General features: G+C 23.3%; 19 protein-coding genes and 2 pseudogenes. 16 read left to right on the top strand and 5 right to left on the bottom strand.

The genetic code is table 4. The annotated features are described in order from the left end of the window. Positions 1-181 precede the first annotated feature (181 nt). Together ACQH25_RS06710 and ACQH25_RS06705 are read left to right on the top strand one after the other, a co-directional pair. Entirely contained in the window at positions 182-781 is a 600-nt protein-coding gene (locus ACQH25_RS06710) for a deoxynucleoside kinase (protein WP_425381232.1), read from the top strand. Between the two features lie 491 nt (positions 782-1,272). Continuing rightward, complete coding sequence (locus ACQH25_RS06705) at positions 1,273-1,584, top strand: hypothetical protein (protein WP_425381231.1); 312 nt, start codon at positions 1,273-1,275, stop codon at positions 1,582-1,584. Between the two features lie 136 nt (positions 1,585-1,720). Here ACQH25_RS06705 and ACQH25_RS06700 read toward each other — a convergent pair whose 3' ends face one another. Beyond that, entirely contained in the window at positions 1,721-1,885 is a 165-nt protein-coding gene (locus ACQH25_RS06700; RefSeq protein WP_425381230.1) for a hypothetical protein, read from the bottom strand. Between the two features lie 7 nt (positions 1,886-1,892). Between ACQH25_RS06700 and ACQH25_RS06695 the strand changes: the two genes are divergently transcribed. Together ACQH25_RS06695 and ACQH25_RS06690 are read left to right on the top strand one after the other, a co-directional pair. Continuing rightward, the gene (locus ACQH25_RS06695; protein WP_425381229.1) at positions 1,893-2,765 is read left to right on the top strand and encodes a hypothetical protein; all 873 of its coding nucleotides are present in this window, start codon (positions 1,893-1,895) and stop codon (positions 2,763-2,765) included. 804 nt (positions 2,766-3,569) lie between these two features. Further along, complete coding sequence (locus tag ACQH25_RS06690; RefSeq protein WP_425381228.1) at positions 3,570-3,851, top strand: hypothetical protein; 282 nt, start codon at positions 3,570-3,572, stop codon at positions 3,849-3,851. Positions 3,852-4,435: 584 nt separating this feature from the next. Here ACQH25_RS06690 and ACQH25_RS06685 read toward each other — a convergent pair. Beyond that, positions 4,436-4,519 (bottom strand): annotated as a pseudogene (locus ACQH25_RS06685) (hypothetical protein); the annotation flags it as partial. 425 nt (positions 4,520-4,944) lie between these two features. On the opposite strand from ACQH25_RS06685, the gene rpsF reads away from it, so the two are divergent. The 6 genes from rpsF to dnaB all read left to right on the top strand — a co-directional run bounded on the left by rpsF (position 4,945) and on the right by dnaB (position 10,256). Next, on the top strand, positions 4,945-5,478 hold the full coding sequence (rpsF, locus tag ACQH25_RS06680) for a 30S ribosomal protein S6 (protein WP_425381227.1): 534 nt from the start codon (positions 4,945-4,947) through the stop codon (positions 5,476-5,478). Between the two features lie 21 nt (positions 5,479-5,499). After that, the gene (locus ACQH25_RS06675; RefSeq protein WP_425381226.1) at positions 5,500-5,991 is read left to right on the top strand and encodes a single-stranded DNA-binding protein; all 492 of its coding nucleotides are present in this window, start codon (positions 5,500-5,502) and stop codon (positions 5,989-5,991) included. A gap of 29 nt (positions 5,992-6,020) precedes the next feature. Next, positions 6,021-6,251: a 30S ribosomal protein S18 gene (gene rpsR / locus ACQH25_RS06670; RefSeq protein ID WP_425381225.1), complete on the top strand. Its 231-nt coding sequence runs from the start codon at positions 6,021-6,023 to the stop codon at positions 6,249-6,251. A gap of 185 nt (positions 6,252-6,436) precedes the next feature. Then, positions 6,437-8,437 (top strand): DHH family phosphoesterase, encoded by a 2,001-nt coding sequence (locus ACQH25_RS06665; protein WP_425381224.1) that lies wholly within the window; start codon positions 6,437-6,439, stop codon positions 8,435-8,437. Between the two features lie 32 nt (positions 8,438-8,469). After that, on the top strand, positions 8,470-8,913 hold the full coding sequence (gene rplI / locus ACQH25_RS06660) for a 50S ribosomal protein L9 (RefSeq protein ID WP_425381223.1): 444 nt from the start codon (positions 8,470-8,472) through the stop codon (positions 8,911-8,913). Between the two features lie 2 nt (positions 8,914-8,915). Further along, entirely contained in the window at positions 8,916-10,256 is a 1,341-nt protein-coding gene (dnaB, locus tag ACQH25_RS06655; protein WP_425381222.1) for a replicative DNA helicase, read from the top strand. Positions 10,257-10,356: 100 nt separating this feature from the next. On the opposite strand, the gene ACQH25_RS06650 is transcribed toward dnaB, so the two are convergent. Continuing rightward, on the bottom strand, positions 10,357-11,424 hold the full coding sequence (locus ACQH25_RS06650) for a hypothetical protein (RefSeq protein WP_425381221.1): 1,068 nt from the start codon (positions 11,422-11,424) through the stop codon (positions 10,357-10,359). A gap of 154 nt (positions 11,425-11,578) precedes the next feature. After that, positions 11,579-11,938, bottom strand: coding sequence for a hypothetical protein (locus ACQH25_RS06645; protein WP_425381220.1), 360 nt, complete (start codon positions 11,936-11,938; stop codon positions 11,579-11,581). Between the two features lie 214 nt (positions 11,939-12,152). On the opposite strand from ACQH25_RS06645, the pseudogene ACQH25_RS06640 reads away from it, so the two are divergent. The 4 genes and pseudogenes from ACQH25_RS06640 to ACQH25_RS06625 all read left to right on the top strand — a co-directional run bounded on the left by ACQH25_RS06640 (position 12,153) and on the right by ACQH25_RS06625 (position 14,382). Next, positions 12,153-13,081: pseudogene (locus ACQH25_RS06640) on the top strand (DNA cytosine methyltransferase). A gap of 31 nt (positions 13,082-13,112) precedes the next feature. Next, a complete protein-coding gene (locus tag ACQH25_RS06635; RefSeq protein ID WP_425381219.1) occupies positions 13,113-13,475 on the top strand; it encodes a hypothetical protein in 363 nt (120 codons plus the stop codon). Then, positions 13,463-14,092, top strand: a complete 630-nt coding sequence (locus ACQH25_RS06630) for a hypothetical protein (RefSeq protein ID WP_425381218.1) — start codon at positions 13,463-13,465, stop codon at positions 14,090-14,092. Before ACQH25_RS06635 ends, ACQH25_RS06630 begins: the two co-directional genes overlap by 13 nt. 122 nt (positions 14,093-14,214) lie before the next feature. After that, a complete protein-coding gene (locus tag ACQH25_RS06625) occupies positions 14,215-14,382 on the top strand; it encodes a hypothetical protein (RefSeq protein WP_425381217.1) in 168 nt (55 codons plus the stop codon). Positions 14,383-14,539: 157 nt separating this feature from the next. Here ACQH25_RS06625 and ACQH25_RS06620 read toward each other — a convergent pair whose 3' ends face one another. Next, positions 14,540-15,484, bottom strand: coding sequence for a hypothetical protein (locus ACQH25_RS06620; protein WP_425381216.1), 945 nt, complete (start codon positions 15,482-15,484; stop codon positions 14,540-14,542). Positions 15,485-16,021: 537 nt separating this feature from the next. Here ACQH25_RS06620 and ACQH25_RS06615 point away from each other — a divergent pair. Both ACQH25_RS06615 and ACQH25_RS06610 read left to right on the top strand, forming a co-directional pair. Further along, entirely contained in the window at positions 16,022-16,252 is a 231-nt protein-coding gene (locus ACQH25_RS06615) for a hypothetical protein (RefSeq protein WP_425381861.1), read from the top strand. Then, entirely contained in the window at positions 16,188-16,376 is a 189-nt protein-coding gene (locus tag ACQH25_RS06610; RefSeq protein ID WP_425381215.1) for a hypothetical protein, read from the top strand. Before ACQH25_RS06615 ends, ACQH25_RS06610 begins: the two co-directional genes overlap by 65 nt. Positions 16,377-16,902: the final 526 nt, after the last annotated feature.

Here is a 16,902-nt window from a genome sequence, read left to right as displayed (position 1 = left end):
ATTTTATTAAAATAAATAAATTTTAAATTAATATTTGTTAATTATTTTCTTTAAAAAACAATATTTTAATATTTTATTTTTTAATTATTCGTTTTATTTTTTGTTAATTTGCAAAAATAGTAGTAGTACCTGATCGCTAAATTGTATGTTATGATAAGTATAGTTATTATCGGAGGTAAAAATGAAAATCGTAGTATCTGGTGTAGTTGGTGTTGGTAAGAGCACTGTTAGTAAACAACTAGCAAAATTATTAAAATATAAAATTATGGATGAACCAGTTGCTAGTAATCCTTATTTAGATGATTTTTACAAAGATCCTTTGCAATATGCTTTTAAGATGCAAATTTTTATGTTAATGGCCCGCAGTGGGCAATTAAAAGAAGCACAAAATTTCAAAAATGTTATTTTTGATCGTAGTATTTTAGAAGATCCTATTTTTGTTGAAGTATTAAAAGCACAAAATAATATGAGTGATAGAGATTATGAAGTATATTTGAAATTTTATAAAAATGTTATTATTTCATCACTTTATTTTGATCCACAAATTAAACCTGATTTAATAGTTTATTTGAAAGCAAATCTTGAGAATACATTGCAACGAATTAATCTTCGTGGTCGAGAATCAGAAAAACATGTATCTTCTGAATATTGAAGTTTATTAAATAAAAAATATGAACAGTGATATGAAAAAGAAAAAAAAAATTTTAATTTTTTAGTAATTGATACTAATAATTTAACTCCTGATGAAATCGTAGAAAAAATAATTAACTATATAAAATAAAAAAATATTGCTAAATAAAAATAGAATTAGTTATTTAATAAGGCATTAATCAATAATTATTGTTATTTTTCCTTGTCAATATTAACTAAAAATTTTAGTTTTAAGTTTTATTTAGAAAATTTTATTTTTTTTTTAATTTTGTATAATCAAATTATACAAACTTAATATAGGTTTTTAACTCATTGCTTTTTATTAGAAAGCAGTTTAGTTTTTATTTTGAAATGGGAGATTCCTTAACACCAATCATTAATCATTATCTAACAATAAAACAAAAAATAACCTAAACTCTATTAAACTAATATTTTACATATACAATATAGAAAAATTAAAAATAAGCAACAAAATTAAAACATTCTATTTCACTATAAAAAATAAAAGAGTAAAATTTAAACAGATAAAAAGAGGTTATTAAAAAAACTTAAAAAAGGGTTTAACTCATTACTTTATTTTTAAAGTAAATGAGTTTTATGTTTAAACGAAAGGTATTCAATATGAAATATTTTAGTCCAAGGTATTGATTTAAATTATGAGTATTATCTGCACCATTATTTAATGATAAAACTCAAGGTATTAATGCTAAGTCAATTGATAATAATCAAAAGATTAAAAATTGAGCTAACAACAATACTGATTTAGAATTAATAAACCAAGAAATGAGTTATACAAATTCAAATACTAATTATCAACCATATAATTTAAATGAAACAAATCAAAATGTTACCCCATTTTATCAAACAAAACTAGAAACAAGTATTCATAAACATCGTCATCAAGAAAACAAAAACAGAAAAAAAGAACATTAGATGGAGGAAATGAAATTGAATATTCTCAGGCTGGTGGTTGTGGTTGATTAAGTTCAATATGTGGTAGTGCCATATATGCTTCATTTAAACCACACTTTTGAGAAGAAGTAGCAAACATTAAAGCTAAAAACACAAGTTATGATGATTTTGTTGAAAGATTTAAGAATAAAGTTTTTAATGGTGTTTGAATAGATTGAAGAATTGAAACAGATGGTTTTATTAAAAATGTTGGTGGAACAATATATCATAATTTTTGAACTATTGCTAATAAATTTATAGATAGTTCTAGAAGAGAACGCATAAGAATTGTGATTCGTAGTATTCATAATGGACTAGGTTATGTAAATTACAGAGTTAATTATGTAAATATAAGAACAGATGATTGTAGTTATTATCAAAATATATACCTTGATAACTTACAACGAGATTTTCCCATTTGAAATTCATATACAACAATTAATTTAGGATTAATTAATGATAATATTAATAATGATATTAGACAAGCAATAAAGCAAAAATATCTTAATTTTGATGTTAACCAAATTTCAATAGTAGATAAAACTAATTATTCATATTTTAGTAAAATTTTTTCAGCAAAAATATATGTAAGTACAGATAGTCAATATTCTTTTGGAAATTTAAGACCAACTTTTACTTACATAACAAAAACTAAACTTAAAGAAATATCAAATTATATAGCAAATCATAATTTAACTAAACAATGAATAGAACACATCAATGATTGAATTACAACAACTTTTCCAATTAAAATGAAAACACTGAATGTTGATATACAACTTTTAAAAGATACTTATCCGTTAGGAAAAGAATTAGATAACAAAATAAATATTAAAAAACAAGAAATGAAAGTTGACCAAAAAGAAATTTTAAGAAATTATATACGAGAATGAAGTTATGTTTCAACTTTAGTAAGTCATGAATTAGAACTAGATGAGTTAAATAAAAATGTACAAGGTTTAAAAACAAGTTTTGAAACTATAAAAAATCAAGTAAATGATTTAAACAATAGAATTCAAATTCTAGAAAATGTTTGAAATTGAAATTGTGCTAATATAGTAGGTATTGCTGGTGGTGTTATTTTTGTTATTCCGGTAATTGGAACTATCGGAGGTGCTGTTGCAACTATTAATGCTGGAGCTTGTGCTATTGCTGGTGTCTAACTTTAAACTATCAAATTTGCTCATAGACAAACGTTTTAAAATTTTATATGGTTTTGTTTTGTATTCAAAAAATAAAAAAGCCTTACAAGGCTTTTTTAAGTAAAATTATTATATAGTATAAATAAGTTTAATTATTTTAAGATGTAATTAAGCATTGCTGAAAATGTTACACCTTAATAAATTTTCTTGTTTATTTAATCATTCTTTTACTTTATGAAAAGAATTTACTTCTACTTGTTCTTTTTCAATAAAATCAATTAATTTATTACCATTTTTATTAATAATTTGTTTTCAAATTATTTTTTTCTTTTTACATTTTATAAAAAATCTTCTTTTCAAAATAAAAATTCATTTACTTTTAAAATAAAGTCATGGTTTAAAAACTGTATTAATTTAATATACAGTATAAAAAATAAAATTTAATTTGTAAATAAATTAAATATTTTTTATATGGTTTTTTATAATAATTATCCTAAAATAATAATTGTAGATATTAAGATTATTGAATCTAAACTTACAACTTCTCAATTTTTTATGAATATTCCATAAGTTATTCATAAAAAACAAGATAAAAATTGAATTAATTTTAATAGAAAAGAAATAGCAAGCGAAATAATAGTAGCAAAAATAAACAGTGAAAATCTTAGTTTGCAAGCAGAAAGTGATGATAAACAGTAATTTTTTGATTATAAGAGTAATTTTGACAATGATGATGAAATTAATGAAGATATATTTTATGAGACTTTAGATAGTTTTGATTTTTTAGCAAACTATAATGAAATTGAAATTAATGAAAGGCAAAAGTTGGAAGATCCTATTTTACCTGAGAAAATATGAACCAATAATGAATTTTCAAACAATAATTTTAATAATTATCCTCAATTTGCCAAAAGTAATAATAATATTTTAGAACTTTTAGATGAATTAACTTTTAGTAAACCAGAAAAAGTTTTTGATGCTTTAGATTTTTTTAAAGATGAAGGTTATGATACAAACAGTGATTCTGAACTAGAAAGTGATAATGAATTTGTTAAAATTGGTGTTAATAATTTTAAAGCATCTAAATTTAAATCATTAGCAATATAAAAAGATTACGATTGTAATCTTTTTAATTTTTAAAGTCGATTTTAAGTAATTAAATTTGTTGATAAACAAACAATTTAAAATTTATGTGTTAGTATTGAAAAAAATAAATAATTAGCGTTGTTTTCATAAGTTTATTTTTGAATTTTACTTTCATATTTTTTTAATATTTTTATATTAATATTTTATTTTTTACCATTCAAATAACTTGAAAAATAATTAAAAATTTATTAAAATATAAGCGTTCCTATTAAGGAATTTTAAATTTAAATTTATTTCAAGGAGTTGGTTTTTATGAAAGCATTTGTAAAAAAATTAAGTTCTAGGTGAAGTTTATTTTGGAAATTTTTTAAAAAAGAGCGATTTGTTAAAAAGAAAAGTCTTTAATGTCAGTAGACCACCATAACTATGGTGGTCTACTTTTACCATTGGTTATAATTAACATTTAATTAAAATTAAAGTAATTTTATTATTTTTTTTTTTTTGGTTTTAGCAAGCAAATATCGTTCTTGTTCAGCACTAGCTAGTGCTTGATATTTTTCTTTTTCAGTTATATCCAATTCAAGTCATTTTTCATAAACTTTTTTAACTAATTCTTCAGGTTTTAAATTTGGATATTTTGTTTTAAATTCTGACTTTTGCTCTATCAGAAAAAAGAAATAAGCATTTATTGGTGGCTTATGTGCATTAGGATTTTTTACTTTTGTTGATTTTTAATCACTTTCTTTTTTGAATCAGTTTGCATAAAATAACCTCCTAAATTTTGTTTAATATAATTATTTTACAATATTTCTTTAATTAGTTTTTAATATGCATACTTTTAAAATTGATTTCATCAAATACAAATATTAAATTATAAAATTTATCAATAATTATCATTTTTTTAACTTTAATGTTTACCAACAAATTTGTTTTTTAAGTTATTGATTTTTTTGAAAATATTTGCTTATTTTATTTTTAAATTGTTAATTTTTCTTTACTTTAAAGGTAATTACGCTATAATATTATATGAGTTAAATATTTAAAAATCTAAACTTAATATATTTACTCCTTGCTCTTACTATGAGCCATATGTCCAAAAGGAGGTCTTCACACATTGGAAGATTTAAAACAAAAGCATAATTATGAGATTATGTACATCGTTGATGACCAAAATCAAGAAAAAGCACAGTTAATAAAAAAAGAATTCTGTGAAATTTTAACTAAAAATAATGGAAAAATTAAAAAAGAACAAGATTCTATTCGTCAATTTGCTTATCCTATTAATAAAAAAGTTAAAGGTCATTATTTTATTATTGAAGTATCAACTTCAGCAAAAAATATTGCTAGTTTTAATCGTATTGCTTTAAATAAGAAAAGACAGTTAGATGTAATGCGTTATTTAGTTATTAATTTAGATAATGAAAAAATTAATAAGTTTAAACCAAAGCGCCAGGTAGAATCTAATTCTTTTTCTCGTTCAGCAAGAACAGGAAATCGTCCTCCTTATAATCGTGAGGAAAATATAGAAAGAAAACCAAGACCAATTGCTGGTACTGAGTCATCTTATCGTAAAACTAATTATCAAAATATAAAACCAAAAACAACAGATAATATGTCAAGTACTGAACAAAAAAATAATAAAATTTAAATTCAAAAGTGAGGATAAAAAATGAATATCGTTACATTAATTGGTAGAATTACTCGTGATTTAAAATTATATCAAACTTCAACAGGAAAAACTTTTACTTTTTTCACACTTGCAGTTAATAATATTCAAAATCAAGCTGATTATATTTCATGTGTAGCTTGAAATAAAGTTGCCGAAAATATGACTAATTATTTAGTTAAAGGTTCTTTGATTTCAGTTTCAGGAAGATTATCAGTAAGAAAATCAACCAATCAAGAAGGAAAAGAACAATATATTACCGAAGTAGTGGCACAGACTGTTACTTTTTTAGATAATCGTAAGAAAGATAGTGCTGGTAATAATGTTAATGTTAATTATTCAAAACCAAAGGATGAAAATAAAATTCATTTAGATGATGCTTTTAAAAACGCTAATTATAATACTGATATTAATTTCACAGATCAATTTCAAGAAAGAGAAGAGGATCCTCAGAAATTAGATTTTGATGAAGAAGATTTAATCTGAGATAATTAATGTTTTAAAATAACTGAAGGAGGATAGCCATGAACACTGGTAAGCCAAGAAATTTTTCAAGAAGAAAGTCTTGTTATATTACTAAAAATAATATTACTTATATTGATTATAAAGACACTGAATTATTAACTAAATTCATGGGTAATAATAATAAGATTTTACCAGCAAGAACAACAGGTACTAATCCAAAGTACCAACGTTTGATTGCAAAAAATATAAAACGTGCCCAAATTATGGGATTATTACGATATTCAAGATAATAAAAATTGAGTAAGTTTTCAGACTTACTCAATTTTTGTTCGTTTTATCTTAAAATTATTTTATTTTAAATAATAGTTTAAAATAAAATAAAGAACTTAATAGTAATTATATTGCATAAAAGATAATGGCTGTTTTTAATATTAGTGTTATAGTATAATTAATAATATTAAAAGGAAGTGACAAAGTGTTCAAATCATTAAGAAATTATCATTTAATAATGATTGTTTGATTAGTAGTTGAAATCTTGATTGGTTTGACTTATTTCATTGTTAATATTGAAACAGCAGAACAAGTAGTCACTATTACTGTAATTTTAAGTTTAGTTGTCGGTAATTTTATTATTGTTTGTCTTTACATCTTTTTATTTAGTTTATGAATTCGTCATCGTTATATTAATACTGCTGAAATTATAAAATTAAATAATGCTCAAGCTTTAACTTTTGGTAGTGTGGGGATGATTGTTTTAGATAGTGATCTATCAATTATGTGAGTAAGTGAATTTTTAGAGGATAAGGGATTAGGTAGATTAATTGGTAAATCAATTGTTAAATTATCAAGAGATTTAGAACAATTAATTAGTAATAATATTACCCAAATTACACTTAAAATTGAGGATATGCTTTATGATGCTATTTATTTAGTACAAACAAGAACAATTTTATTACAAGAAACAACTAAATATCATTTCTTATATAATAAATTACAACAAGAAAAACTAGTTTTTGGAGTAATTAGTATTGATAACTTTTATAATTCTTTACAAAAATTAAGAGTAGAAAATCAAATTCGTGTTGAAGCATTTATTAAAACTGAATTAAATGATTTCGCTAATAATTATTCAGGATTATTATTAGGAAATATTGAAGATGGTTATAATATTTTACTTTATCAAAATGAGTTTAATAAAGCAAGAAATGATAACTTCCCACTTATTAAAAATATTAGAGAAGGTGTTAAAAAATTTAAAGCAGATATTACCTTATCTGCTGGTTTCTCTTATGGCAATGCTATTAGTAAAGATTTATATGATTTAGCTATTGAAAGTAAAGAATTAGCAGTTTATCGTGGTGGTGATCAAGTAGTTATTCGTGAATTTGGTGGAAACACAGTTTTTATTGGTGGTACTATTGAAGCAAAACAATCAGAATCTAAAATTAATATTAGAATGTTTGCCCAATCATTATATAATGAAATAAAATTAGCAGAAAATATTTTAGTTATGGGTCATGCTGCTGCTGATTTTGATAGTATTTCATCTGGAACAGCAATCATTGAGATTGCTAAAAGCCTAAATAAAAGTGCCCATTATGTTATTAATCAAAGTGAAGTTGATGAAAAAACATTAAAAATTCTTCATGAACTTGTTCCAGAAAGTTACATTAATCGTAATTTTATTACTGGTAAACAAGCAATAAAATTTCTTCATGCTAATACTTTATTAATTGTTGTCGATACCCATAATCCACAACGGGTTGATAGTCCCGATTTATTAAGTAAAGCTGTTAAAATTATTGTTATTGACCACCATCGTGTTTCTGATGAATCAATTAGCAGCACTATTACTTCTTATATTGATGCTGGAACTTCTTCTACAGCCGAAGCAATGACAGAAATTATTTATTATAATGATTTCAATAATATTGAATCAGAATTTTTATGAAATATTATGTTTGCTGGTATTTTAATTGATACTAATAATTTTCAAGTAAGAACAACAAGAAGAACGTTTGAGGCATGTGGTTTATTAACTGATTGAGGAGCTTCGCCTTCAAAAGTTAAAGGATTATTAAAAAATAGTTTAAATGAGTTAATTGATAAATTTGCTTTAATTAGTCATGCTCAAGAAATTAAAAAAGGTTTTTTAGTTGCTGTTGGTGATGAAAATTTAGAAGTCCATACTTCATATTTAGCACAAATTTCAGAGATGCTATTAGATTTACGTGATTGTAAAGCATCATTTACTATTGCTTATGATCGACAAGGTCGGGCTTGTTTATCAGCACGAAGTAATGGTGAAATAAATGTACAAATTATTTGTGAAAACTTAGGTGGTGGTGGTCACTTTAGTGCTGCTGCTGTTCAAAGTAGTAAATTAGGAGTTAGAGAACTATATGATGAATTAGTAAAATTAATTGAAAGTGGTGTTTATCAAAGTGAAAGTACTACCACTACTGAAAGATATTAAAAATTATTAAAATAGAAAGTGAGATGTTTTCAATGAAAGTTATTCTTTTAGAAAATGTTAAAAATTATGGTAAGCAAGGTGAAGTTGTTAATGTTAATGATGGTTATGGTAAAAATTATTTATTACCTAGAAAATTAGCAGTAATAGCAACACCAGAAGCATTAAAAATTAATCAGAGAGTAATTGCCAATAAACAATTGCAACGAAAAACAGAATTAGAAAATTTGCAAAAAATCAAAGAACAATTAGCATTAATAACTTTACAATTTAAATTAAAAAGTAATAATGGTAAAGTGGCAGGTGCTATTTCTTCAAAACAAATTTGTGAGCAACTAGCACAAAAGTATAATATTAAAATTGACAAACATACATTTGTTAAATTTAATCCAATTAATGAATTAGGGATAACTAACATTAATATCAAATTAGATGTTACAATTATGGCACAATTAAAGGTTGAAGTTTTAGGAGAATAATTATGTCTAACAATGGTCAATATATCAATAATGCAGAAATTAATGTTTTAGGGGCAATGATGCAATCATCACCAGCATGTGAGAATGCATTAAATTTATTGGCACCACATGATTTTACAATTAATGCTAATCAAATTATTTTTAAAACTATTACTAATCTTTATAAAAATAATTCTGGTATTGATGTCACAACTATTGCCGAAGAGTTAGTAAAACAAAATAATTTAGATAAAATTGGTGGTATTGAATATTTATCTTTTTTGATTAGCCAATATATTACTGATGCTAATTTAAAAGAACATATTGATATTTTAATTGAAAGAACTACCAAGCGACAATTAGCAAATGCTTTAAAAAATATTGATAAAGAATTACAAAGTGAAAAATCAATTAATGAAGTTTTAATTGCTGCTGAAGCACAAATTGTCCAAGTAAGTAGTGAACGTAATCATGAAGAAATGCTACCAATTAGTGAACACATTAATGATGTCGTAACTAAAATTGAACAATTACAAAAATCAACAGTTAATATTACTGGTACTAGTTCAGGTATTAATAATTTAGATATTATTACTAGTGGTTTTCAGCGTGGTGATTTAATTATTTTAGCAGCTAGACCATCAATGGGTAAAACTGCCTTAGCACTTAATTTTGCATTAAATGCAGCTGCTGAACAAGATAATAAAAATGATGTGGTTGTTATTTTTTCATTAGAAATGCCAAAAGATCAATTGATTACCAGAATGATTTCTTGTCAGGGTCATTTTGATGCTAATCGTTTACGTAATAAGTCTAAATTTACACAAGCTGATTGAAATCGAATTAGTGCTACTGCTGAACAGTTAAAACAAAAGAAAATTATTATTGACGATACACCTGGCTTAAGAGTTTTGGAATTACAAACTAAATTAAGAAAACTAAGTCGCGAAAATAGTATTAAATTAGTAATTATTGATTATTTACAATTACTAACAGGTCGCGATAGTGAATCACGACAACAAGAAGTATCAAATATTTCTCGTAGTTTGAAAATTTTAGCACGTGAATTAAAAATACCAATTGTTTGTTTATCACAATTGTCAAGATTGGTGGAAAGACGTGAAGAAAAACGTCCTTTAATGTCTGATTTACGGGAATCAGGTGCCATTGAACAAGATGCTGATGTTATTATGTTTTTGTATCGTGATGACTATTATAAGGAAAAAAATAGTGAAGAACCGACAAGTTTACAAGAAAGTAATTTAGCTGAAATTCTTATTTCCAAACATCGAAATGGCCCAACTGGCAAAGTAATAACTGTTTTTATTCCAAAATGAGGTAAGTTTGAAAATTATACAGGGTAAAAATAATAAATAAAAAAACCTAAAATTAAATTTTAGGTTTTTTTATTTTTAACATCAATTAAGTTTTAATAATCTAACAATAATATGTTATCAAAAATAGTTATTGCTTTTCTGGATCCAAACTTTTAAATAATTTACCTTGGCCGTTAGCAGTTTTAGTTCCCGCATAAACTGTACCATTAACATTCAATAAACTGTGGATTTCACCATCATGACTACTTCAACTAAAGATACTAATTGCTACTGTATAAACAACTTTGAATAATCTTCCCTTATTATCAGTAGTTTTTGTGCCAGCAAAGATTGTGTTATTATCACTAACTAAAGTGTTAACTTCACCATTGTTTTCTTTTCAATTATAAACAAGTGTATAACTATCATCTTTTTTAGTCTTATATAAATCTCCTTCACCATCATTTGTTTTTGTGCCAATGTAAATATTGCCATTAGTTGTAATGACTAAACTATAAATCTCACCATTATTTACATTTCATTTTGGTAATGGTGTTACTTTGTCATCTTTTGTAATTTTGAATAATTTTCCTGTAGCAATATTATCAACAGGTAATGTTTTGGTACCAACATAAATTGTGTCATTAGCATTTAATAAACTGTGAACTTCACCATCATTTTCTTTTCAGTTAGTTATTAGTGTTATTGTGTCATCTGCTGTCATTTTATATAATTTTCCTTGACCATCACCAGTTTTGCTACCAATATAAACTGTCGTATTAATATTAACTAAACTACAAATTTCGCCATTGTTTTCATCTCAGGTTGCGATTGCTGTTATTGTGTCATTTTCACTAATTTTAAATAATTTACCTTTATTATTACTAGTTTTGCTACCAATGTAAATTATACCCTTAACATTTAATAAACTACAAATTTCGCCATTGTTTTCATCTCAGTTAGTAATTTGTGTTATGATGTCATCTTTTGTGATTCTAAATAATTTACCTTGGCCGTTAGCAGTTTTAGTTCCCACATAAACTGTATTTTTATCATTAATTAAACTTTGAATTTCACCATTATTTTCTTTTCAATTATTTAGTTCTTGAAACTTACTATCTAAACCTGTGAAACTACAGGCAGCAATATTGGTTGTTGTTATTGTTGTCAAACCTAACATGCTAATTGCTGTTAATATTTTTTTAAAATTTTTCATAATACCCCCATTATTTAAAACTTATTTCAATCTTTGATAAAATAATTTTACATGATTTCAAAAATAAATTAGTATTTATAATACTTTTAGATGTTATTTTATGTTAAAAAAACTACCACAATCTAATACATATAATATTAGGTTGTGGTAGTTTTTAGATTAAGATTTGTTGTTTAGGATATTTATTATTTGTCAAATCATTATTTGCTAAATTATTAATTTTCTCACTATTGATAATTTTTGCTATTACTTCATTTTCAATTAAATTTAAAATATTATTGATTTCACTATTATTTCAATAATTTATTTCTAAAATATTATTTGTTATATCAATAGTATTTGCAATTTCTTGATAATAAAATGAAACATCTGCTAATAATTGTAAATTACTATAACTATTATCTTGTTGTTTTTTATTAATAAGTTTCGTTAAAAAACTTTTTATTAAATCATTTTTATATTGCTCTTTTAAAATTGTTGTGACTTCTAAATCACATATTTTTTCTTCATTCATTATATTGTTTTATCCCCTTTTTAAAATGTTATTAATTAATGGTATCATAAGTTAATAAGAAAAATATAAAATCATGATATTGTGTAGTTGATTATTAAAGTACTTGATTTAAAAATGATATTGAAGAAATTAAAAAATAATATAAAGATGAATGCTATAATTTCCTTATGAAGTGAAATTAAATTTTTCTAATGAATAGTAAGGAGGTTTTACTTTGAGTAAATTAAAATTCATAGATTTATTTGCTGGAATTGGGGGTTTAAGTTTACCTTTTAGAGAACTGGGTATGGAATGTGTTTTTAGTAGTGAAATCGATAAATTTGCGGTACAAACATATGTAAAAAATTTTAATGAAGTACCTTTTGGTGATATTAGAGAAATAGCAGAAGAAAATATACCAACTCATGATTTGTTATTAGGGGGCTTTCCTTGTCAAGCTTTTTCAATTGCAGGGAAAAGAAAAGGTTTTGCTGATGATCGGGGTAATTTATTTTATGAAATAATTAGAATATTATCTTTTCATAAACCAAAAGCATTTTTATTAGAAAATGTGAAAGGTTTAATTAATCACAAAAAAGGTAGTACTTTTAAAACTATCTTAAATAATTTAACTGATTTAGGTTATAAAGTAAGTTATAAGGTATTGAATGCTAGAAATTTTGGTCTTCCTCAAAATAGAGAGAGAGTATATATTGTTGGTTTTTAGAGCATAATATTGATTTTCAGTTTCCTAATCCATTTAATAAAGCAACAATGGTTCCTGATATAATAGAAAATAATATTGATAAAAAATACATAATTTCTGATAAACTTTGAAAAAGTCATCAAGAAAGAAAAGAACGTAATAAATCTAAAGGTAATGGCTTTGGTTATTCGTTAGTATATAAAAATTCGGAATATACGAGTACTTTATCAGCCAGATATTATAAAGATGGAACGGAAATATTATTACATCAAGAAAATAATAATCCAAGAAAATTAACACCAATAGAATGTGCTAATTTGCAAGGATTTCCATATAATTTTAAAATAGTTGTTAGTGATAATCAATCATATAAACAATTTGGTAATTCAGTCGCTGTTGTTGTTGTTAGAGAAATAGCTAAGGAAATTGTCAAATTATTAGAAAGATTAGGATTTTAATTATGAATATTAATAAAATTGAAAAAACAATATGAGATGAAAATATTTTATTTATCGAGTATTGAAGTCGCTAATTCAATTAAAAATTAGATCATCTGTTTTGTTTGATTTACAAGTATTGATTGAAAGAAATAAAAATAAAAATTTAGATAGTAAATCATGATATGAACTTATTAGTAGTATATTAAATTATAAAGCTAATCGTGAATCAAATAATATATCTGAATTATTATTAACGAATAGTAAAAATATAACCAATTTTATTATTTTCTTAGATTTTTCAATCGCTTTATTTCAATTAAAAAGTCTTTTATGGGAAGAGATTAAAACATTTACAAATTCAAGGTTTGTGAAAAAAATTAGTAATATCAGCGATCCACTGTGATTAGCCTAGAATATCCATATAGTTTTAGAGTAATTTTTTCGTTAATAATTGATATGATTATAAGATTTGAGAATAATAAAAGTAATTTTATTTTAAATACCTCAAATAATGAAATATTAAAATTAAATGAAAAACTTAAATTTTTATCAAAAAATAGCAATTTAAATAGTGCCTCAATTTTTAACTTGATTATTAGTGAAAGTGTTAATCAATCAATAAAATCAACAGCAGGTTCAAGTTATGAAGCGAGAGTTAAGGAAAAATTTTTGGAATTCAAGGAAAACATTGAATTATTAAATAATACTCATGATTCAAGAATTCATGCTGTTGAATATGATTTCATTGTTAAATACAAGAAAATTAGTATTGGTATAAGTGTAAAAAGAACACTTCGTGAAAGATATAAGCAAAATTCTGAAAATGTATCAGAATTAGATGTTGATGCGATGATAGTTGTAACGCTAGGAGTAGATTTAACAGAAAAAGTAATGAATAATATTTTACAAAAAAAAGGACAATATATTTTAGTTTCACAAGAAATTTATAAAACTAAAGAATTTTTAAGAGAAAATAATAGAGTTTTTTCATCTGAAAATTTTGATTTTTCAATGTTAGAAATTAATTAATATTTGTTTTTTTATTTTAATAATTTTGAATTATTAAAATAATGTAAAAATAAAAAGTAATAAGAAAAATTATAATTATATTACTAATGAAATAATTATTTTATAAAGGAAATTGTGTAATAATGAAAAATTATATAGAAGATATAGAAAAAATATCATTAAATATTTTAGAAGATAAAGTTAATACAACTATTTTAAAAGAAATAATTTTTGATATAAAAGATAATGATAATAATCGGATGATTAAGTGAAATGAGAAAAACAAAATTGTCCAAAACCAGATTTTATAATTTATCAAAATAACAATGAAAAATGGTTAGTATTAATAGTGTTAAGGCAATATTTTAACAGTAACCGAAAAAGATAATTTAATTAAAAAAATTAGTAAACAGTAATAATAATCTTAAAAATAAAATTGTAAGTAATGTTTTACTTACAATTTTATTTTTATAAAGTTGGGGATTGTTTTGTAACAATTCGCTGTTCATTTTTGATGGTATTATTACTTGTTGTTGCTTGTGTTTGTGCTTGATTAACTTCACTAATTATTAGTTTAATTGCTTTATTATTTTCATCTTCTTTATTTTTAGCATTATCTTGTAATTGTTTTTTAATATTTGCAATTTCTTGTTTGATTTGCTTGTGTTTATTAATTTTTCCAAAAGTAAAAATTTTAATGATAAAATTTCTAAATTTACTTATTTTGTTTTTGGCAATAATCTTTTTATTTAGTTGATCATGAAGTTCGATTTCGATCGTGGCATTATTACTTTTTACGGTACTAATTTCTTGATCATTAATTATTTCTCATTCTTTATTTTCATATTCATTGTCAATTTTTAATTGATTAATAAATTTTTTTGTTGCTTGATTAGTATTACTTATAGATTCTTGAAATGTTATTAATAATTCTAATAAGTATTCTGTTTGTGAAAAGTCATCTTCTTTATCAAGCACTTTATATATTTCTTTTAGTTCTTGTACTGTTTGTGCAACAATAGCACTATGATAATCACCATGAAAATACTCATTATTTTTTTGAAAAATACTATAGCAATTTTTAAATTTACCATCAGGAACGTTTTGATGAGTATATTTTTCTTTTCTTTCAAGAGCATTAATTTTAGTAATATATTTTTTTTCTCAATTTCTTAGTAAATTACTGATATTAACAAAAAGCAACATTTTAATTTGTTGTTCGATTGCTAATTTAAATTCATGGAAATCCTCAGTTTCTTTCACTGCTAATTGTTTTAAAATATCTTCTACATTTTTATTGTTACGCTGTCCATTTTCAGCAATGATACTTTTCACCATTACTGTAAAAAAATCACCATCATTTTTATTATCTATTGCATTTTTATCTGTGAAATATTTACGAAAATCTAACATATTTATTTTTCCTTTAATGTATTTTTAAAATAAAAACCTATTTACTTGGCAAATAAAGTAATAGGTTATCGAACTTATTTCGTTACAAATAAAGAATAGCAAACTTTCTATTTTTTTACAATAATTTTTTTCCATAATTTATTAAGATAATTATTATTTAGTTAACGAAGATACTAAAACCTAAAAATGTAAATAATTAACAACTTTACTTGTTTTTATTTTATATCAAAATATAGTTAAATTAAGATCTATATTTTTCATATTTATATGATTATTTAATCTAGGTTAAAAATAAGTAGTAATTTAGGTGTAGCCTGATTGTATTGCTAGTATTTGTTTTAATTATTATTTTTAAGAGTTAGTTATTTAAGACATCTTCATAAGAAAAAGTATTAGGTGTTTAAAGCAATATATAAAAGAAAATAGAAAAGGAGATTTGCATTAGTATGTTATGAAAAATACTTATACCAATTTTATCTGCAATAATAGCCACCATTACATCATTTATATTATTAAAATTTTTTCCAAATGTTACTTATGAAGAAAAAAATGTTAAAGTTAATAAAAAATATAAATTTAATAAGATTTGTAAGTTATGATACTTCACAATTAAGTGTGTCAACTTTAGAAAGTGATTATTCTATGCAACAAAAGTACTGATGAAAATTAAGAAAAGGAATGGGTATTAAAGTAAAAAATACTAATGCACATAAGTCAACCAATGAATGCTTATTTCTTTTTTCTGATAGAGCAAAAGTCAGAATTTAAAACAAAATATTCAAATTTAAAACCTGAAGAATTAGTTAAAAAAGTTTATGAAAAATGACTTGAATTGGATATAACTGAAAAAGAAAAATATCAAGCACTAGCTAGAACGATATTTGCTTGCTAAAACTAGCAAAAAATAAAGGAATTAAAGAATGAATTTTCTAGTTAAATGATCAGAATTATCAGTAGAATATTGATTATAATAAGATTATCTATAATTATTGTGATATTAATTTGTTATTTATTTTAGTTATTTTATTCATAAAAGAAAAAGATTTAAGTTTAAAATCAATGGTTTTATAAGTGATAATTTACTAAAAATAGGTAAAAAAATTATAAATTTTTTGGTAAAAACTCTTTTGCTCTTTTTAATGAAATTAAATCAATGTTTTAGATAAATGCTATAAATATTTTTATAAGTTTAAAAAAAAGGAACAAAGAAAGAAATTTAAATAACGTATTTTTGCTATTGTTAAAAAACGAAAAGGAATTAAATAAAAAAACAAAACAACTAAATGATAATAAAAAAAATAGATAATCATAATTTATCAGATAATTCGGATAAAAAAATTGAACCAATTTTTAATGACAAAAATACGATGGTTAAATTTAAAGAAGAAAAGTAAACTTTTCAATTTGAGCAGTTTCGG

Source organism: Spiroplasma endosymbiont of Polydrusus pterygomalis, from assembly GCF_964030825.1.
Taxonomy (GTDB): domain Bacteria; phylum Bacillota_I; class Bacilli_A; order Mycoplasmatales; family VBWQ01; genus Spiroplasma_E.
The sequence above is the reverse complement of the archived record's forward strand: the minus strand, read 5'-3'. Positions and strand labels throughout refer to the sequence as shown.